Annotated in this window: 19 protein-coding genes; 2 read left to right on the top strand and 17 right to left on the bottom strand. The window is 38.8% G+C overall.

The annotated features are described in order from the left end of the window. Window positions 1-100 precede the first annotated feature (100 nt). The 14 genes from JCM9152_RS18750 to JCM9152_RS23000 all read right to left on the bottom strand — a co-directional run bounded on the left by JCM9152_RS18750 (window position 101) and on the right by JCM9152_RS23000 (window position 13,833). Window positions 101-1,297 (bottom strand): oligogalacturonate lyase family protein, encoded by a 1,197-nt coding sequence (locus tag JCM9152_RS18750; RefSeq protein ID WP_035346913.1) that lies wholly within the window; start codon window positions 1,295-1,297, stop codon window positions 101-103. Window positions 1,298-1,368: 71 nt separating this feature from the next. Next, a complete protein-coding gene (locus tag JCM9152_RS18745; RefSeq protein ID WP_035346912.1) occupies window positions 1,369-2,022 on the bottom strand; it encodes a phosphatase PAP2 family protein in 654 nt (217 codons plus the stop codon). Window positions 2,023-2,184: 162 nt separating this feature from the next. Continuing rightward, the gene (locus JCM9152_RS22440; RefSeq protein WP_148296548.1) at window positions 2,185-2,313 is read right to left on the bottom strand and encodes a YjcZ family sporulation protein; all 129 of its coding nucleotides are present in this window, start codon (window positions 2,311-2,313) and stop codon (window positions 2,185-2,187) included. Between the two features lie 216 nt (window positions 2,314-2,529). Beyond that, on the bottom strand, window positions 2,530-3,369 hold the full coding sequence (locus tag JCM9152_RS18735) for a protein-glutamine gamma-glutamyltransferase (protein ID WP_035346930.1): 840 nt from the start codon (window positions 3,367-3,369) through the stop codon (window positions 2,530-2,532). A gap of 313 nt (window positions 3,370-3,682) precedes the next feature. Beyond that, window positions 3,683-4,021, bottom strand: coding sequence for a VOC family protein (locus JCM9152_RS18725; protein WP_035346908.1), 339 nt, complete (start codon window positions 4,019-4,021; stop codon window positions 3,683-3,685). 161 nt (window positions 4,022-4,182) lie between these two features. Continuing rightward, entirely contained in the window at window positions 4,183-4,893 is a 711-nt protein-coding gene (locus tag JCM9152_RS18720; protein WP_035346903.1) for an NAD(P)-dependent oxidoreductase, read from the bottom strand. Next, window positions 4,890-5,588, bottom strand: a complete 699-nt coding sequence (locus JCM9152_RS18715; RefSeq protein ID WP_081728128.1) for a DUF4386 domain-containing protein — start codon at window positions 5,586-5,588, stop codon at window positions 4,890-4,892. The genes JCM9152_RS18720 and JCM9152_RS18715 overlap by 4 nt, the downstream gene beginning before the upstream one ends. A gap of 12 nt (window positions 5,589-5,600) precedes the next feature. Then, window positions 5,601-6,260, bottom strand: a complete 660-nt coding sequence (locus JCM9152_RS18710; RefSeq protein WP_268870758.1) for a DUF4386 domain-containing protein — start codon at window positions 6,258-6,260, stop codon at window positions 5,601-5,603. A gap of 354 nt (window positions 6,261-6,614) precedes the next feature. After that, entirely contained in the window at window positions 6,615-9,167 is a 2,553-nt protein-coding gene (locus JCM9152_RS18705; protein ID WP_369384592.1) for a winged helix-turn-helix domain-containing protein, read from the bottom strand. A gap of 248 nt (window positions 9,168-9,415) precedes the next feature. Continuing rightward, on the bottom strand, window positions 9,416-10,126 hold the full coding sequence (locus tag JCM9152_RS18700; RefSeq protein WP_035346897.1) for an ABC transporter permease: 711 nt from the start codon (window positions 10,124-10,126) through the stop codon (window positions 9,416-9,418). Then, window positions 10,119-10,829 carry an ABC transporter ATP-binding protein gene (locus JCM9152_RS18695; protein WP_035346895.1) on the bottom strand — a complete coding sequence of 237 codons (711 nt, stop codon included), beginning with the start codon at window positions 10,827-10,829 and terminating at the stop codon, window positions 10,119-10,121. The genes JCM9152_RS18700 and JCM9152_RS18695 overlap by 8 nt, the downstream gene beginning before the upstream one ends. Before the next feature lie 82 nt (window positions 10,830-10,911). Then, window positions 10,912-11,445 carry a PadR family transcriptional regulator gene (locus JCM9152_RS18690; protein ID WP_035346894.1) on the bottom strand — a complete coding sequence of 178 codons (534 nt, stop codon included), beginning with the start codon at window positions 11,443-11,445 and terminating at the stop codon, window positions 10,912-10,914. A gap of 394 nt (window positions 11,446-11,839) precedes the next feature. Then, the gene (locus tag JCM9152_RS18685; RefSeq protein ID WP_500778238.1) at window positions 11,840-13,336 is read right to left on the bottom strand and encodes a methyl-accepting chemotaxis protein; all 1,497 of its coding nucleotides are present in this window, start codon (window positions 13,334-13,336) and stop codon (window positions 11,840-11,842) included. After that, window positions 13,336-13,833, bottom strand: a complete 498-nt coding sequence (locus tag JCM9152_RS23000) for a PDC sensor domain-containing protein (protein WP_035346892.1) — start codon at window positions 13,831-13,833, stop codon at window positions 13,336-13,338. Before JCM9152_RS23000 ends, JCM9152_RS18685 begins: the two co-directional genes overlap by 1 nt. Window positions 13,834-14,405: 572 nt before the next feature. Here JCM9152_RS23000 and JCM9152_RS18675 point away from each other — a divergent pair. After that, window positions 14,406-15,074, top strand: a complete 669-nt coding sequence (locus tag JCM9152_RS18675; protein ID WP_035346925.1) for an NAD(P)H-dependent oxidoreductase — start codon at window positions 14,406-14,408, stop codon at window positions 15,072-15,074. A gap of 320 nt (window positions 15,075-15,394) precedes the next feature. Next, a complete protein-coding gene (locus JCM9152_RS18670; protein ID WP_052016159.1) occupies window positions 15,395-15,964 on the top strand; it encodes a lysophospholipid acyltransferase family protein in 570 nt (189 codons plus the stop codon). 382 nt (window positions 15,965-16,346) lie between these two features. Here JCM9152_RS18670 and JCM9152_RS18665 read toward each other — a convergent pair whose 3' ends face one another. The 3 genes from JCM9152_RS18665 to JCM9152_RS18650 form a co-directional block, all read right to left on the bottom strand. Beyond that, entirely contained in the window at window positions 16,347-16,586 is a 240-nt protein-coding gene (locus JCM9152_RS18665) for a FecR family protein (RefSeq protein ID WP_035346888.1), read from the bottom strand. Between the two features lie 127 nt (window positions 16,587-16,713). Continuing rightward, on the bottom strand, window positions 16,714-17,445 hold the full coding sequence (locus tag JCM9152_RS18660; RefSeq protein WP_035346887.1) for a YqcI/YcgG family protein: 732 nt from the start codon (window positions 17,443-17,445) through the stop codon (window positions 16,714-16,716). A gap of 430 nt (window positions 17,446-17,875) precedes the next feature. After that, window positions 17,876-18,838: a helix-turn-helix transcriptional regulator gene (locus tag JCM9152_RS18650; protein WP_035346886.1), complete on the bottom strand. Its 963-nt coding sequence runs from the start codon at window positions 18,836-18,838 to the stop codon at window positions 17,876-17,878. Window positions 18,839-18,932 lie beyond the last annotated feature (94 nt).

The raw sequence follows: 18,932 nt of genomic DNA, 5'->3' as shown, positions 1-18,932 counted from the left end.
GTGAAGGTGCATTAACATAGGTTAAGATTGAATGAGATTTCTAACAAAAAATAGCTTGATAAAAGGAATGCTGAGTCCCTCTATCAAACAATCGTAAACACTAATCCTTCACTAGTCGTCCATCGATTACTTTCGGCAAGTTGTAAAAATCAGGAACATCTACAACATAGACATTGCCGTAACCCGTACGGTCACTCGTATACAGTACTTGCGTTCCATCCGGGGTCAAACGAGGATGGACATGAACGTTCTGAACTTGAAAGCTCCCGCGATGCTTACATAAGACACGCGGTCCTTCCATCCCGTCAGCGGTTTTCTTCCATAAGAAAATACAATCCTGATACCGTTCGCCGTGATAAGCACTCGCTTGCTGCCCATCTCCTACAATAAGGGTTGCGTCATTGGAATGGATGTGCATATTCTGGTATGGAAATTCAAACTCCTCTGACGTACTATTATCATATTTCGCATAACCTAGAAATTTGCCATCGTTTCGAGCGAGAGAATCAGTAAAACCGTGATAACCAATATGAATACCATCTGCATGCCAATACTCATGACCAGCATACTGGTTCGGCTCTCCGTCTCTTATTTTCCAAACTTCACCTGTCTCAATATTCATCGCCCAAATCCGATGGTCGACCTTCTCCCACGGTCCTTCATGACAAAAGCTAATCACATGCGATTGTGTCGGTGACGCATTCACATGCCCAATCCAACGTTGTTCTTCATGAATGACTTTCGCTTCACCTGTAGCAAGCGTCAGCAAATAAATTTGACAATGAGGTCGTGCCGCTTCTGTCTCCTCAAAGCCAACATATCCTCCTGATAAATTCGTACTAATCGATTGCGATAAATCCTCAGAAAGCCCAAAGCAAAGCGTTTGACCATCTGCTGTACAGCTAAGGTTACTAAATTGATACCCATCTGGCTTTGTGTAAATGACGGTCTCTTCATACGTCTTTAGATGAATCGCAACTATCGACTTTCCATATGTAAAATACGCCTCATCTTTCTGCGGATTGATATACGTTCCTTGTATACCTATTGGAAGCTTTTTATCTAAGTCCGTCAGTTGTGTTAATTGTCCATTTGTTGTATCCAGACTATATAGATTGATTGCATTTTCCCGTTCAGAACAAACTAATAATTTTGACCCGCCATCATACCAACCATTATTCGTGAAATACAAATGATAACTATGTGCAAGGTAATCGGTCCATTGCGTAATGGAGGCTCCTGTTATTGGATCTGAAAATGTACTCTTCTCACTCGGCCATGTTGTTCCTTTTCCCATTAGTTCTCCCTCATTTCCTTTGATCAACTATGATTTGTACTATATTTCTACAAAAATGAAGAGAATCCTTGTTATGCTTTCATTTTAAAGGAAGTCTGTCGATCTTTACGAAATTGGTACACCCAAATCGTAACAAAGAGCCAAGTCCCACTTACTAAATAAGCACCTACCACATCACTTGGATAATGGACACCAAGATATACTCTACTAGCACCCATAGCTATAATCATCACCGTGCTAACTACAACTAAGCATGCTCTTCCGATTGAAGTTGGGATATGTCGCCAAATTAAAAAGGTGATAGCCCCGTATAGCGTCAATGCAGCCATTGAATGTCCACTCGGATAACTGTAGCCTGTCTCTATAATAAGAGGGTCGATGGATGGTCTTTCTCGCTTAAATATATACTTTAACAGCAAATTTAACCCTATTGAACCTAGTGAGACGACCATAAATAGGATCACCTCATCACGTTTTCTGTACAATTTATAAATAACAAGCAGGAGCAAGAGTGAGATGATAACGACTGGCCATGTGTTACCGATAAAGCTTAGTCCAACCATTCCTTTTGTAACAATCGGGTGCTCAGCGGAACGAATAGATGACATGATCCGTTTATCGAATGAAGCGGTTATGCCTTGTACAACACAATAAGTTAGTAAGACAAAGCCTACAAGTGGTAAAACTCCAAATAAAACCATTATTCGCACTAGTTTCCTATTCAACAAACACACCTTCTTTTCCTACTCATATGTACCTTCTTCATAGTGTGAGCTTTCCTACAAAGAGAAATACCCGCCACTTATCGAATTTGATAGGTGACGGGTAGAGAACGAGCGATACTCGATTTTACAAATGACCGAGTACCACCCTTTCACGCGCCTATATTAGCATTTAGGAAAGCTACTTCCTACAATAATTAACAAAATAAACAAGACAACAATTAATACGAAGCCACTCTTTTTAGCAGGTTCAGCATAACCATAGCCGTATGAAGGAGCTCCATAATATGGCATAGGTGCATCCATTGCGCCAGCAACCATCGTCGGAGGGACATTTGGCGGGACATTAGCTCCTGCCATCATATTAGGGGGCATATTTGCGTAATCATACATATTTAACACTTCCTTTTAGGTTAGTTATTTACACTACAGTATACTCACCTAGTCAGAAAGTGAACCTGTCAACCTAATAAATGGGTGAATGTCACAAGTTTTGCAATTCCATTAGATTTAGTGCCCATTTAGAAAATATTGATAATCAATACAGGAGATTGAACAAAGATTATGGTGAACAACCTTTTTAGCACTTCGATAGATGAGACGACCCCGTTGTAACGTGAAGAGCATCTGCATCGTTTGAGAAGAGATCCTTGTTATTAAATTGGTTAAATATGCGGATTGCATACTTCCTGGAGACCTTTGTGTATTTAAAAACTCGATCATCTCTTCGGCAGTCATAATCCCAAAACCATGACCGAAGAACATTCCATCACTCATCACAACCGCATTTTCACCTCGATACCAGGGTGTTTGAGGATGAAAATCAGGATTATTAAAATACACAACATCTCCAGGCAAGAAACGATTTGAAGAGTAGAAAGAGTTTAATTCTAAGTTTGGGTCTGTATGCCAGCTGTATAAATAAAGATTTTGAAAAATCGTATCAAACCGTTGGCTCCCGATACTTTTTAAGATGGCCTGATAATAAATAATGATAATCGCCGTCGCGCATTCAAATGCATAAAGGGAGCTATTGCGATAAATATCTAGAATAGCCTCAGATGGCCGTACATCATTTCTTAATAAAAACCCTCCCGCATACGTCAAAGTCCAGTATGCGGGATTACATTGAGCATGTTCAAAGGTCGTAAACGTAACTTGACTCGCATTCATCTCTTTTGAACTATCTAAAATGTGTATTCGCATGTTGATGTCAAAGCGAAGCCCATTCATCGAGGGATAGGCAAATAATTCAGGTGATTCGAGCATTTGTTGAAGAATTACATGTCCTACACTTCCAAAGTCCCCTGCATTCTCTTGTGAAAATGGCCTTCCTGCAACTTGTATCATATCATCCCCCACTTCATTTTGATTCATAAGAACATGACAGAAACAAACTTCTCCTTTTTAGAATTATCAGATGGAACCATTATCTAAATCTATATGTTAAGGAAGGGGAATACTTGCTACTAGGTTTTATATTGATCATTGTGTAGCTCTAACTATATGAAGCAAGCAAAAAAAGACACTCACAAATGAGGAGAGCACTAAAAAAGTCCTTTCTAGCAACTCAAAGAAGAGTAAAGGCCACTGAAAAAGTGAAAATCGCACTTTTTCAGCGGCCTCGAAATGAGTGCCTGCTTCATAATCGTCACAATTTTTATTAGCACAAAACTTCAACTGTGAATCCCCCAGGCGCCTCTACATAAAATGTATATCCATGTGAATATTGCGGAGACTCCACTTCGAAACCATCTTCCTTCAAGCGTAGATGGATCATGTTTACTTGTTCTTCGTTTTCCTGGGGAAAGCCAATATGAAAAGTCTCTGGGTACTGAACGTTAGTCCCTTTCATCAGCGTCAAAACAAAACGGTCATCATCAAACATAGCCACAAACCCATTCCCTCTACTACTAACACACTCCATACCAAAATACTTTTCTAAAAATGCGCGAGAAGCTGCAACATCCGTAACCGTTAAATTTAAATGATGTAGTTTCATAATCATCACACCCCTTCTCACCCATATTAGCAAACCGAGCATTTTTATACCCGACAATTTGTGAATCATTATTGTAGGAGGTTAAAAATTGAATTTAGGTTTTACTTTGAATTCATTTTTATTTTTCATTATTTCTGACGCTTGCTGTGGAGACACCCGTATTATTGATTATAAATAACTGGTGTCTTAAATCGCCACTCCTCCCATACTTCATCCTTTACTACAAGTTCTGCTATAAAATGACTAACATTGATTCTACTCGTTTTACCAGCATCAAATAACGGACTTCTTATAGGAGATTCGTATATCTTATATGCACTCTCCTCATCATGGTTGATTAATGTATCAGGCCGTACGATGGCCCATTCCACCTTTTCGCATGAACCAATTTCGGTTATCAAATACTGAGCTGCCTTTATGTTATCTCGATGAGGAGGGACAAGCTTTAGTAAGAAATGGACGATTGTTTCACCTATTGAATTTTTCTCTCCCAATAACGTATTCGTGTAACCGGTTGTCCCCATCAGAATGAGCTTTACTTCTTTGTCAGTCTTGTTTTTGACTATCTCACTCATTCGTTTTATCGCATCAAACACTAAATAACGCGGTTTACCAAATATCCCTTTGAATGTCATATTATGACCGAGGCAGGAAATTAAGACATCGCAATCATGTAGAAGGTCATCCATCTCATAATCATTTAATTCATTGACATTTCCCGTCACAATTTCAACTAATGGATGGTTACGTATGTCTTTAGGAAGAGTGGCACTTTTTCTAATAAGAATCCTAGCTTTGATTTGCCTTTTCATTAATTGTTGGACGACTAGTGTACCGGTCGCACCGCTTGCTCCAAGAACGAGTACTCTCATATTCTAACCTCTTTTTCATTCGTTTTTATTTCAATAGAATGAAACCCTCTAACTATTAACATGATAGCTAGAATAATCTCACAAAAGGCTACGGGTGCATTTAAAATAAAATAGACCGGACTCACTAATTGGATGATATTTAACATCAACATTAGCGTAGCAAAAAGTGTAAAGAAAGAACCGATCATACCCCATATTGATAACCATCGTGGGATCAACCTCATATGAAAGAAGCAATAATAGAGAATGACTCCTCCAATGCTCCATGGCAATATCATTCCTATATGATTGAGAATATCTCTTCCCTGTCTTAGCATTTCAGCTATTTCAAAATACGATGAGCTAGCTTGACTAGATGTAACAAAGCTCTGACTCAACGATAATAAAAGGAGAAGAAAAGCTATTCCAGCAAATAGAAACCCCGCTCCGATAATCCTAAAACCGAAGTATCCGACCGCTAGTTTTTTATTGTATGTTTCAAGTATGGGATATAATAACACTGTGATACTAACATATACGACGGCCATTGCAGCTTGCAAAATTGTCGCAACCAAAACCTGCGTTTCGATTTGTGGCAATGCTTCAAGGTAATCTGGACGTTCTAACGCTGGAACAGAACTAAATACCCCAAATATAAAACTGAATATTAGTAATATTCCAATAATTATAGCCGTTTTCCTATCAGGTTTCATCATTACGCACCCCTTTTATACACGGTTCCGATCGGTTAAAAGCCGATCAAGCTCCACTTGATTGAAGCCTTTGCTAATCAACCAAAGAGCCATGACCATTTCCTGCACAGCTAATGGGATATACAGCACATCCAATTGAATGTTAAATCCAAGCAATATCACTAAGTCCACAGTCACATAGAAAACAGCTGCGATTAACCCCCACACAGATAACCAACGAGGGATAAGCTTAGTAAGATAAAAAAGGGTATATAACAGCATTGCCCCAATGATAAAGACAATCGTCAAGACAGGTGTAACAATACTCTTAGTCTGAAGAAACACGTTACCAACAACCTGCAGAGGAACTGCCTCTGCCCCAGCGGCCAGAAACTCCTTGCTGAACACACCTAACCATAACCATCCAACTACGACTAAAATATATGTGCTTCCCTCTAGTGGTCCTCGAAAAACAACCATCCCTAAGGCTAGAGCATGATTCTTCCTTTTGAAAAGCGGATACAGAAAAACAGGCATCGCCGCTAACGACAGCCCCATAATAAGAACCATTAATGCGCCCAAATTAAGTTGAGATTGGTTTTCGGCAATTTTGGTTAAGAAATCTTCTCCAGCAAATAGATCCTTTGTAACAGCAACACTTAAAATTCCTGATAAAGTTCCGATGATATAGAGGATGCCTACAATACCGCGGTCGTTTTGTAGGTTTTCATTTTTTATTCTCCTTTGTCACCGTAACCACGCTATTCCCTTGAATGGCTTTCATTGGACAGCTTCCTCCTATTCAACAAATTGTGCACCTTCACACGATTGACTGAAATCAAGAGTATACCTAGCTGATCAGCTACCAAACTGATTAACAGTGTAACACCGTTTGCTTCAACTGTGCAGGTCATCACGTCGAACCAACCTTTTTACTCGGTCCGTAGGTGACCATTGGCCGTACGCTGATCTATCATAGGCTTCACTTGTTCCATATGGAAAAAGTATAGCGCCATTGTATCGATATTAGATAGACACTTTCGTGTATATTTACAGCAAGCCGTATTCGCGAGCACGGGCAACCGCTTCCGTTCGTCTTTGTACTTGCAATTTGCCATATATTCTGCGGTTATGTCCTTTCACTGTGTCAAGAGCGATAAATAGGATTTGACTTATTTCCTGATTCGAGTAACCTTCAGCAATAAGCTGCAACACTTTTAACTCTCGTTCACTCAAAGGTTCGATAAGTGGCTCGTTATGAGTGTGCTTACCTTGACTGAGTACTCTTTTTCGCTCCATTTCAAATGCAAGCTTCAATTTTCGTGTATAATCCGGTATCATCCCTTGAATAGCAGCTTCAGTTAATAACGATTTCATCGGTAATCCCTCGTCAATAAACAGTCGGAGAAAGCCGCCCGACTTTGCCATGGAAAGAATGTCACCTACAACCTGAATAGCTTTGTCCCGTTCTCCATTGGCCCGGTGAGCAAGAGCTTGTAAAACCATTAGTCTCAGCCTCTCGTCATTCCATCCTTTCTCTTCTGCCTCCTGGAGCAGCGACTCTAACAAGGTCAGGGCGGAGAATGCGTTTCCTTGCGCAAGATGAATCCGCGCTTGACTTATGGGGAGTTCATATTTTGTAACTAGCTGAGCGAATCGGTCAAGCTGACCTTGCCCAAGAAATATCTGAACCCTAACAGCTTCAATCTCTGAAATTTGATAGCTAAAGTGATTTAGCCGTGCCACCTGCTCAGCGTTATCCAATATTGCCGTTGCATTTGCAGCTTCTCCTTGGACAAACTTTAACCGAGCGAGAAACACCTCACTAGCTACCGATCTGTCGGTGTTTTCAAATTGCCGTGACAATTGAATAGCTTGTTGTCCATGCCACTCAGCTTTATCGAGATCATTCCATTCATAATATATACGTGCTAAACCTAGGTGTGCTTCGCAAGCAACCGGCAATGACGGGTCCCCTGCTAATGTTAGAGCTTGTCGATAAGTCTCAGCCGCCACATAGAGCTGATTATCCCCTTCATGAATGTTTCCCAGACCGAGCGTAGTCATAATCGTGATAATCACATGTCCAATGTTCTGACTGATCGATAATGCCTCAATATAAGCCTTTCTAGCTGCTGCACGATCGCCTTGAAGCTGGTATGCGTATCCCATTGTCCAGGTTGTTGCAGTCCGAACAGGTAAGTTATCCGGATGCAAATGGTCTAACGCTCGACGCGACTCATCAATAATCGTTTCTGCTTGATGCTTACTTACAGCCAATGTTGCTCGTATAGCAGCAATATGCCCGATAAGATCCAAAGTTTTAACGTCTTGTTCAATATCTTGCAGAGCATTTTCGGCAAATACTAGTTTTTGTTCAACACCAGCCACTTGACCAACTGACAGCAATGCAGAGGCATACATTACCCACAAGGAAGGTCTAGCATCAAGTTCTTTCATTGACAATGACTCAAGCCAATTTAGTACAGGTGTCACCGCTCCACGAAAGAGTAGTGGTATTTCTCCTCCCTCTATTAAACGAGCCGCTCGGCTAATATCATTAGCTGCAATGGCATGGTGAAAAGCATCAAGCTCAAAGTGATTATCTTCATACCATATGCTGGCACGTATATGTAATGGAGCTATGCTTCTCTTCGCATCCGCAATCGACGAAAGATGCTGTCGTCGTAGCACTTCAGCAAATAAGTGGTGATAGCGATACCAACGCCTCTCGTTATCTAGAGGAATGATGAACAGGTTAGCGTTTTCCAGTCTTTCTAGTACTTCTTGTCCTGGGGACGTTATGTGTTCTTCATCTCCCCAACCAAGAACAGCATCACAAAGAGGACCGCACAACCTTTCAAGGATGGATGTGTGTAGCAAGAACGTCTGAATGTTTTGAGGTTGCTTTTGCAACACCTCTTCTACTAAATAATCTAAGATAAAATAATGACTACCTGTGAAAGTTTGGATAAAGCCGCTAACGTCTTTATGATCCTGCATAGACAGTGCGGCTAATTGTAGACCCGCAATCCAGCCTTCTGTTCGAGATTCAAGCAAGGCGATCTCTTCTGCGGAAAGATCTAAACCCATCACATAGTTTAGAAATTTAGCAGCTTCAAAGGAGGTGAAACGCAAATCAGCTGCACGCACTTCTGTCAATTGACCCCGGGCACGTAACCGCGCTATAGATAGACGCGGCTCTTCACGAGTGGTAAGGACCAGATGCATCTGTGGTGGTATATGCTCAAGTAGAAATTCGATGGCATGATCAATCGGATGTGCATTAATCACATGGTAATCGTCAAGGACAAGAATGAAATCGCTTTGAACGGAAGAAAGATCATTAATCAGCGAGCCAAGAATGGAATCTATTGGAGGCAATTGTGAGGATTGAAGTAAACCAATAACTCCTTCTCCAATATTCGCTTCAATCTTCCGTAAAGCAACAAAGAGGTATGTAAGAAAGCGAGCAAGAACATTATCTCCTTCTTCCAGTGATAGCCACGTAACCGGCTGCTCGCAATTAGTAAGCCATTGACTCACAAGTGTCGTTTTACCGAAACCGGCACCGGCAGAAATGATGGTAAGCTTGTAGTGCATCCCCTCGTTCAGCTGTTCAATGAGTCGGGGACGAGAAACAGCGTTAGACCGAATTAGCGGAGTAGATAGTTTGGTAGATATAATTGGCATCTTCATACATTCATTATAGTGACCACTTTATTTCACTGTCAATGCGATAAGCAAGTGGATACAGTGGTTGATATCGTTCACCGATGACGACATGAAGCTTTATATCTAGAGCGTTTCATCACCCGCTTCTTACTCATACTAATACATTGGGTCCATCTTTACTTTTCGTTATTTCGAAAGCTTACTCTAGCAACAATAAGAAGCATAATTAGCATCACGATAAGGATCAGCATTGAAAGAGCCCAAAAACTAAGGTTCGTTTCTAAAGCAGCTCGATAACCTCGCTGCAACCATTCAAATGGATTGATCCAGCTTATCCATTGTACGAACTTAGGGGCTTCTGCAATATTTAAGAAGATGCTACTACATAGTATTAGAGGAAGCATAATTAAATTTGTCGTCATACTTAACTGCCCTTCATTTTTGGGCAAGCTCGAAAGTGCAAATCCTAACAATGTGAACATAGCCGACCCTACCCAAAGCAACGGTAGGAAAAGAACGATACTTAAGACTGCCATATTGAACTCAAACAGGCTACTCTCTACGAGTAATAAAACAATTGAAACTGAGCATGCAATAACAGTATGACTAAGCGTTATAGCAGAAAGATATTTCCATAATGAGAATGGTGTGATCCTTAATAAATCAAAGACCCCTCTTTTTCGTTGTGAATAAACTGAGAAGGCATTCGTTATACAACAGTAGAAGAAAATACTCATACTTAACACTCCCAGCAAAGTGTTCGTTGCTACATCCAAATTAAAATAATACAACCCAAATAAAGCTGCTAACGGAAGAAAAATAGACCAAAACAATAAATAAACATCTTGCATATTTTTATATAGTGTAATGCGGATAACATTAAACATATTGGTTCTCCTTCCTAGTCAAGATATGAAATAAATTCTCTAAGTCTGTTGCATCATATTTTTCTAGCAGTTCTAACGGTTTCCCATTTTCCACCAGTCTCCCATTATCCATAATCAATACTCGATCAGCTGTATTTTTGACTTCTAACATATCATGGGAGGAAAATAAAACACTTTTGCCTTGCTGCCTTAAACGATGAATCATGTTCTGTACTTCACGCTGTCCACTTGGATCGAGTCCAGCAGAAGGTTCATCTAAAATAACAAAATCCGGATTGTGTAAAGTGGTAATGCTAATAGCCAGCCGTTTTTGTTGTCCTAAAGACAGCTTAGAGGCATTGGTCCTTTTTGCATCTAACAGCTGATACTTTGTTAAGATGGCATCCAATTCTTCATTCGTTAATGGCGCTTGATAAAATGTAGAAAATAGTTTCAAATTATCTTCTACATTAAACCCTTCAAAAAAAGGAGTAGCTTGAAGCTGAACACCTACTCTTCTATTAAAATCTTTTGACCAGCGAAATACCTCTCCATGGTCAGGACTAGTAATACCTAAAATCATCCTAATGGTAGTCGTTTTGCCTGCTCCATTTGTTCCAACTAGTGCTACCACTTCATTTGAATAGATTGAAAAATTCATGTCCTCAATCATTTTTCTTCCTTTAAAGCTTTTCTCCACATGTGTTAACTCAATAAGTTTCATATCTAATACCCTCCTTTGTATATTCAACTTTGACTATATAAGTAAAAATGAAAGCCACTACATATGGCTTAAACATTTTTTCTTAGCCTTCAATGACATCCAATGCTCGATCTATTACCCTTATTTGTGATTCAATCATCTCAAACATATGCTCAAATACGATAATCGTAAGTTGTGGAATGTCACCTTGTAGTGCTCTTTCCTTTGCTTCCAATCCCGTTTTAACAGCTTGTAATTCTAGATATAATTGCTCTTTATTCTTTTTCAATTGCTCTACAGCTTTTTCTTTTGGTAGTTGGTGAGCAAAGGAAATTCCCGAATACAAATCGGTTGGATAGTGGACTTTGGCATTTCCAAGGCATTCTAAAGCTAGTTGTTTCTGATAATCCACACCAGTAGCAGTCATTTTGTAAATGGCCTTTTGTCTATGTCCGTTATTTTCGAGGCCTTCAATTTCAATATACCCATCTTTTTCTAATTTTTTCAGTGCATTATAGATCGATCCTGGCAACACACCAGCCCAACGTTGTGCATCATTCAATTCAAGCATGGATTTGATTTCATATCCAGACATCGGCTTAATGCTGAGCATTGCTAATACTAATAATTTAGTCAAAGTTAATTCTCCTTTGTTTATTCAACGTTGAATATATAAGGAAGTGTAAATTGCTTTTTTCCTTTTGTCAACTAAAAATATACCTAACATGCATGCGTGACTCGTCTATGATTTTCTTCCTTAATTATCTATTACTTGTCCACACATAGTTTAAATAGCACTTTTTCCTTTATTAAGATTGAATCATTTACAATGAAATGACATTAAATTCATACTATTGCTAATATTACTAAAAACGGAACACAAAAAAGCTCGTCTCCATCTCGGAAACAAGCTTCTGCTGTACAAGGTACTATTCACTTCTACCAATTTAGTGTACACATCAAATGAAAGAGAATGTCTATATACTACTAAAATCAATAGTTAGTAGCTATGAATGATACTAGCTCGATCATTATGAATTGATTTTGAAGTGGCTAACCTTCATTGTTAAGTCTTCAGCGAGTCGAGCTAATTGATCTGCACTATTTGTGACCTCTTCCATCGAGCCAAGTAATTGTTCCGAGGAAGCAGCTGTTTGTTCAATACTAGCAGCTGACTCTTCAGAAACCGATGCAACTTCTTCAATTGACTGACTCATTTTTTCACTATCATCTGCAATTTCAGTTAATTGGCTCGATATACTTTCGATCATGGTTGCCATACTACTTACAGATTGATTAATGCCCGCAAATCTTTCACCCGTGACAACTATTTGTTTAGAGCCTTTTTCGACCACTTGATAACCATTTTGAAGTGAACTCGTTACTTCATTTGATCCCTTCTGAATACCGTTGACAATGTTTGTAATATCCCCAACTGATGATGTAACCTCTTCAGCTAACTTTCGAACTTCATTTGCGACTACTGCAAACCCTTTGCCGTGTTCACCTGCCCGTGCAGCCTCGATAGCGGCGTTAAGTGCAAGTAAATTTGTTTGCTCTGCAATCCCTTGAATCACTTCTACTAGTTTTGAAATTTCTTTCGACTGTTGATCAAGACCTCGTACTTTTTCTACGGCACCTTGTACGATCTGATGAATCATATCCATTTGAGCTACGGATTGTCCCATCAATTCCTTGCCTTCTTCCGTTTGCTCAATAATACCTTTTGACTCTTTTCTCATATGTTGGGTACTATTACTAGCCTCCGTTACCTTTTCAACAAAGCCTTCCATTAGCTCAGATATCGTTCCAGAGCTATTAGCTTGTGATTCTGCCCCTGAAGAAAGCTCCTGCATGGTTGAGGCAATTTGTTTGCTTCCATCTGTCACTTCACTTGCTGATTGAGTCAATTCTTCACTATTGCTTGACAATTTATCGGATGCACCAAACACGCTTTTGATTACATCTATTAATGAATCTTGCATTTTGCTCGTGGCATTTGCAAGAACACCAATCTCATCTTTCCTCTTCATAAGGTTTCCAGGTACCGCTTGAGTGAAGTTTGCGTTTGCAAGTATATTTAGGTGATTTGATACTTGCTTAATCGGCTTAGCCAGCCAATTCGCTAAGAAGAAGGCTGAGACGATAACAAGTAAGACGGCAATCGATATGAGAATCGTTGATGATTGAGCCAAGGTTTGAACTTCAGCATATACTTCACTAGCAGGTGCTGTTACTACGATTTTCCATCCTGATTTATCAACAGTGGAAAATGCTGCAACCTGTTCATCCCCATGGTTATTTGTGTAAGTCACGAAGCCCGTATCGTTCGCTAATATTTCTTCATTAAAGACTTGCAATGTTTCTTCATTTAAACCAAGATTGTTGTAATTCTCACCTGCCATGTCCTGATCAGGATGATAGATGAAATCGCCCTGTGACGATAATAAATAACCAAAGCCAGAATCGGCCACTTCAATTTGTCCGACAGTATCAGAAAGTACACCTAGTCCGACATAGCTAGCAATTAAGCCATTAAAATTAGTTTCTTGATCCAGGACCGTACAGCGACAACGACTTGCTCGTTTCCTGTTTCGCTATTTATAATGATATCACTAACTGCGTATTCTTTCGTTTCAACGACCTCCTGGAAATAATCCCTTTCCTTCAGATTGATACCAGCTGTACCAATATTCCCATCCTTGTCCACAACGCTGGCAAGCTCTACATCGGAATCGCTTACTTCCACATAATGAAGAACCGACCTTATGTATTCCATATCCATTTCCTGAAACTCAGGATGAGCATCGAGATTGTTCGAAAGCTGCGCTGCCTTATTGTCAAGCCAATCACTCAACGAATTCCTATTCAGTTCAGCTAGTGACGTTTGTTGCTCTTTAATACTATTTTGTATAGAAGAACTAAACTGACTTGATTGTAAAGTGGCTAAGCATAGAAGCGGAATAAGCGCGAGGCACAGCATACTTAGCATAAACTTAAACTTCAGACTACTAAAAAAATTCATTACTTTCACTCCCTCTTAAAATGTATGAACTTAAATATATCGATCACTAACTCCAAAAATCGACGGTATTAGTACAAAGCATTATATTAAGCATTCAATGAAGATAAAATCGATTAATAGATTAAATTGTATATTTATGTCGAATAATTACAAATTCACTAAGCACAAAACAAAATATAAGGACTTTGCGCCTATAAATATGTGGCTATTATTATTCAGTTTCGACCCTCAATGTAAGACTTTAGACTCTCAATATAATCATAGTATACTATATTTTTACTATAATCAACACTTTTCGACAAATTTTTCCCTCTGATTGAATTAGACTTTTCTAAATGCATAGTGTATGTCATAACCCTATAGAAGGAGATAACTGATACATGTCTCTCCAGATTAGTTCGTTGCTTACCTAGTATCGGTCTTTACCTCTACATTCACTCAAAATCCAATCTAAATTAATTAAAACCTATTTCATGAAATATTTTATTGAATCTGATACGATTGTTAACACTAAAAGCAGACTCCGCAGTTATGGAGCTCTACATTAAAAAGAGGAGGAATAATAAATGAATATGATTCACAAAAAACAAGAAATTGTTGATGCCTTTCATTTTAGGCATGCAACGAAGGAATTTGACTCTACAAAAAAAATATCTGATGAAGATTTCCAATTCATATTAGAAACAGCAAGGCTATCTCCAAGCTCTGTAGGGTATGAACCATGGAAATTTGTCGTTGTTCAAAATCAAGAATTACGGGAAAAGCTACGTCCAATCACATGGGGTGCACAAGGACAGCTCCCGACTGCCAGCCATTTCGTGATCATTCTCGCTAGAACCATTAAAGATACGAAATATGATAGCGAGTATGTAAGAAACCAAATGATAAACGTAAAACAGATGCCAGAGGACCTTTTTGAAAAAGTGAAAGCTCGCTACAAAAGCTTTCAAGAGGATGATCTCCATTTATTAGAAAGTGAACGTTCGATGTTTGATTGGGCTAGCAAGCAAACGTACATTGCATTAGCGAATATGATGACTGCTGCCGCCCAAATAGGCATTGATTCTTGTCCTATTGAAGGGTTTGATTATGACGAGGTACAGTCACTTCTTGCTGAAGAAGGTTTACTAGAAGATGGTCACTTAGCTGTTTCCGTCATGGTAGCATTCGGCTATCGCGCCAAAGAACCAAGACCGAAAACGAGAAAGCCACTTGAAGAGATTGTAGAATGGGTTGAGTAAAGAATAAGAATCTTAATTGCGTTGTGCGAGTTACAACGGTTTTCATGGAATATCCCAACATTTCTTCCTCGAATTTTATACATTCTTATCTTTTTAGAAAAGCAACGTTTATGGAAACCAACGTTGCCTTTTTATATATTTTCCCATTAAAAAAAATAATAAAATAGAGAAACAAGGTAAAACAGAAAGGCATATTTAATCATTTACAAGGATTGTTTCCAACGTTTATATTAAAATGAGGCAATAGAAATGTACAACATTTCCAGATGTATGCTTACTTGAAAGGGGTATGAAGATTGTATAGGTTTGGTAGAAGCTTGATGAAAATAATTCTAGTCGTCTTTGGTGGAGGTATTCGCACTATTAATCGAAACCATTTGGCAAAAAAACATAATGGTTATGTCGTTGTATGCACTCACAAAACATGGATCGATGTGGTTGCATTAGGGATCGCGATGAAGCCTACTCCTTTGTATTATATGGCAAAAAAGGAGCTCTTTAAATCTAAGTTCACGAATTGGCTTTTCACATCATTACATGCATTTCCGGTAGATAGAGAGAATCCAGGACCGAGCACTTTAAAAATCCCCCAGAAGCTAATAAAAAAAGGAAAGGTAGTAGGGATATTTCCTAGTGGAACGAGATCAGTAGAAAATACAGGCCTGAAACGCGGCGCTTTTGTCATCGCTAAACGTGCGGGGGTTCCTATTGTTCCAGCCGTATACAATGGCCCTACTTCTTTAAAAGGACTATTTAAGAGAGAGAAAATAACAGTCGTTTTTGGGGAACCAATCAATCTAGAAGATTACCAAGCAAAAGAAGACGCTCAAGTCGTACTTCAACATATTCAAGATACTTTTTTACAGTTAGAAAAAATAGTAGAAAGATGAACTTAGCTTCAACTAAGTTCATCGGATTCATTCCTTGAACGATCTATCGCGCCCATATTGACGCAGCCGGACTGGCCACAATCGTTCTTCTCGGCGCCCTATTCCATATCGCACGTAAGGAATATCGTGAAATCGGCGTTAACATTGTCTTCTTTATGTTAACGATATTTATTGGGATCGTTCGTTTTTAAATCGATGTCTCCCCAAAGTTAGATTCAATGATTAGTAGTGCATATAGCAACAGAGAATCAACATGTTGGTCGATTCTCTGCTTTATCACTAATTCGGTTTATCGAAATGAAATGTATGCTATAACTTTTTTTAAAACTCCTAACTCATGATAGCAAACCCTTCAAATAACAGTTACAGCTATTCAACCAACTCATATCTTCATTGGATCACCATTTAAACAACAAACACATACTGACTTGCTTTCATCGTCAATAATTCTTTCCATTTCAACCGATGAATTCTCCCCAATGACAAACACTTCGCTTGAATCCATTTCAGCTTTAGCTGCTGAATCTTCATTCGTTACGATCATATCCCCTGAGTATAGTTGTATTACATTTGTTTCGATCGTTTCTTGACCGTCCCTTACATGAATGACTTCCCCATTCATAACGGTTTAACGTAATGTTATCATTACGATCCAATTCAGTTTCTTCACTTTCCATTTGTGGTTTATTTAATCATTCCCGTTCACAAAATAAGAAACCTCACACTTTTGCATAGTGCGAGGCTTCTTATTACTGACTTTTATGTTGAAAAGGGCATTCTCCTTGTATCGGTTCTACATCATCTCCAATGAAGAATTGCTTCCATTCATTATGATCAGGGTCTCCAAAGTGAGAAATATCGGGATGTTTAGGAAGGTTATCCCATTTTTCTACTCGTTTTCTCACTTTTTCTCGAGACATAATTCCACCCTTTTGGGTTCCTTCAAGCCCTTCAAAAATCTTCCGTGGTTGAAAACCAAGAATAAGGCTGTTACCGAGATCACGTGTTTTTCGTTGTTTGTATGCAGGAGCATTTCCAAACACGAAGATCGGTTCTCCTCCAAAATGGAAGTCCCATAAGTAATGTTCGGGATCTTTAGGTTTGTTGTCTGGCCATTTCTGTTTATCGTTTTCATGCAAGTATTGCAAAATCTCCCAAAACCTTTTACGATAATGTTCGAGGTCATCCTTCTCTTCTTCAGGTTCTACAAAAACAAAAAGACCATGACGAACGTAAGGCGGTTCTACAAAAAGGGTTAAAAATTTCTCTACAGCATTGGGTAGATTAGACCAATCCTCTTGCGTGATATAGGCATAACGAAGTTCTCCTTTCATCTCTGCTTTCATGCCAAAATAACAGGGGAAAGTTTCATTTGTTACAATCTGATGGAAGGTGTTGTACTCATGTAGAACCCATTCAGGAACGACGGTTGGGTTTGTCATATCATCCTTTGTTAACAGTACTTTATTCGTTTCTTGCATACCACTTCTCCTTTTTACTAGTCTTTCTCAATAGTTACCCGAAAATACCGATCCAAAAACTCTTCTTATTCTTCTTTGAAAAGTTGTGTTACCTTAAACTTTATCATTCTATTCTTTTTCAAAATAGAATCCACGATTATTAGTAGATTGTCTCTAACAGAAACTGCACCTATTACCGAATGGGCATAATGACCATTAGCTCCGAATACTTGTAACATTTCAGGCATTGCTTAACAGACCCTTGAATTTTCACTACTCTTTTAACTTTATCTAGTAAGGCTAAGGCATGTTTTAATACAGCAAGAATTTCAATTCCAGCTTCACGTTCATGTTCATACCCTTATCATTTAAACCATTAACACCCCTCCAATTATTGATCAGAAAAGCTACTTATATTCAATATTTACGCAATTTTGCTTTTATTATGCGCTTATGGGCTATATAAACATAATCTCTCTTGTAATTGTTTATAAACTTCTTCTGGCACTTCTATGAACTTGATATCGCCACCAAGGAAAAGGAGCCAATTCGTTATTTCAGTTAATTCTTCTGTATGAGTAACATTGATAAAAGTCTTTAGAATGGCTGTGGTTTGGTAAGGACTCGTATAGGAAATGGAAACTTTTAAAGGATGGTATTTTTTGAACTGTGCAATCGCCTTCGGACCAAGTTCAAGGACAAGGTTGATGCCTTCTTCCTGCTTACTTAGTTTTTCTAATATTTTTTTCTTACTTAATCTTTTTGTTGTAGGGTATGATTTGACATCATTTAAACGATCAACAGGAAATATCCTCCTCTTTTCATTTTCTAAGTCAAACCCTTCTATCACCCAAAGACCTTTTTCATTATAAAGGTGCAAGAGAAAAATGTAATAAGCCTTTATGACCTGCTCTTCTTTGATCGTAATCAATAAATTGCTATCCAAAAGGAGAAGTTGGATAAGCCTTTCTAGCATAGGATGTGGAAGATCTGACAGTTCAAGAAGGTCGGGATTATTCGGGTTAGTCCCTTCAAAAAGCAAGATTTGATTTAATAGAACAAGGTCATCTTGCTGGTTTTCTGAAAGGAGCCCTAGTAATTTTTCAGCTAAAGACTGACGACTCTTTAAATAAGGAAGTTGTTGATTTCTTGTCGCCATAAAAGCAATAAAGAGAGCCTTAATCTCATTGTCGGTAAAGCGAACGGTAGGCAGGACAGAATTGTTCAGGACAAAATAGCCCCCATCTCTTCCAACTTCAGCGACAAGCGGCATCCCCATGGCTTCAATTTCTCTAATATCTCTAATAGCAGTCGAACGTGAGATGTTAAATTCCTGCATGATTTCAGAAATTGTAAAGCGGGATCGGTTGTTGATATACCGCATTAAAATATTAATCCGTTCAACTTTTTTCATCGGATCCCCCCTAAACAGTATCATTTTTTGACATGATTAAAGACTATTATATACTCATCAAATGAAAAAATAAATCATTTGATCAATCATTCAT

Origin of the sequence: Halalkalibacter hemicellulosilyticusJCM 9152 (assembly GCF_000513115.1) — a bacterium.
GTDB classification, from domain to species: Bacteria; Bacillota; Bacilli; order Bacillales; family Bacillaceae_D; genus Halalkalibacter; species Halalkalibacter hemicellulosilyticus.
Note: the sequence above shows the minus strand (reverse complement) of the source record. Positions and strands in the feature narration are given on the sequence as shown.

What these genes read in the sequence shown, in the direction of transcription:
- JCM9152_RS18670 (WP_052016159.1), top strand. Translation starts at nt 15,395, where the DNA reads ATGAAAATAATTCTAGTCGTCTTTGGTGGAGGTATTCGCACTATTAAT.
- JCM9152_RS18720 (WP_035346903.1), bottom strand. Translation starts at nt 4,893, where the DNA reads ATGAGAGTACTCGTTCTTGGAGCAAGCGGTGCGACCGGTACACTAGTC.
- JCM9152_RS22440 (WP_148296548.1), bottom strand. Translation starts at nt 2,313, where the DNA reads ATGCCATATTATGGAGCTCCTTCATACGGCTATGGTTATGCTGAACCT.
- JCM9152_RS18725 (WP_035346908.1), bottom strand. Translation starts at nt 4,021, where the DNA reads ATGAAACTACATCATTTAAATTTAACGGTTACGGATGTTGCAGCTTCT.
- JCM9152_RS18675 (WP_035346925.1), top strand. Translation starts at nt 14,406, where the DNA reads ATGATTCACAAAAAACAAGAAATTGTTGATGCCTTTCATTTTAGGCAT.
- JCM9152_RS18750 (WP_035346913.1), bottom strand. Translation starts at nt 1,297, where the DNA reads ATGGGAAAAGGAACAACATGGCCGAGTGAGAAGAGTACATTTTCAGAT.
- JCM9152_RS18660 (WP_035346887.1), bottom strand. Translation starts at nt 17,445, where the DNA reads ATGCAAGAAACGAATAAAGTACTGTTAACAAAGGATGATATGACAAAC.
- JCM9152_RS18700 (WP_035346897.1), bottom strand. Translation starts at nt 10,126, where the DNA reads ATGTTTAATGTTATCCGCATTACACTATATAAAAATATGCAAGATGTT.
- JCM9152_RS18695 (WP_035346895.1), bottom strand. Translation starts at nt 10,829, where the DNA reads ATGAAACTTATTGAGTTAACACATGTGGAGAAAAGCTTTAAAGGAAGA.
- JCM9152_RS23000 (WP_035346892.1), bottom strand. Translation starts at nt 13,833, where the DNA reads ATGAATTTTTTTAGTAGTCTGAAGTTTAAGTTTATGCTAAGTATGCTG.
- JCM9152_RS18665 (WP_035346888.1), bottom strand. Translation starts at nt 16,586, where the DNA reads ATGAATGGGGAAGTCATTCATGTAAGGGACGGTCAAGAAACGATCGAA.
- JCM9152_RS18735 (WP_035346930.1), bottom strand. Translation starts at nt 3,369, where the DNA reads ATGATACAAGTTGCAGGAAGGCCATTTTCACAAGAGAATGCAGGGGAC.
- JCM9152_RS18650 (WP_035346886.1), bottom strand. Translation starts at nt 18,838, where the DNA reads ATGAAAAAAGTTGAACGGATTAATATTTTAATGCGGTATATCAACAAC.
- JCM9152_RS18705 (WP_369384592.1), bottom strand. Translation starts at nt 9,167, where the DNA reads ATGCACTACAAGCTTACCATCATTTCTGCCGGTGCCGGTTTCGGTAAA.
- JCM9152_RS18715 (WP_081728128.1), bottom strand. Translation starts at nt 5,588, where the DNA reads ATGATGAAACCTGATAGGAAAACGGCTATAATTATTGGAATATTACTA.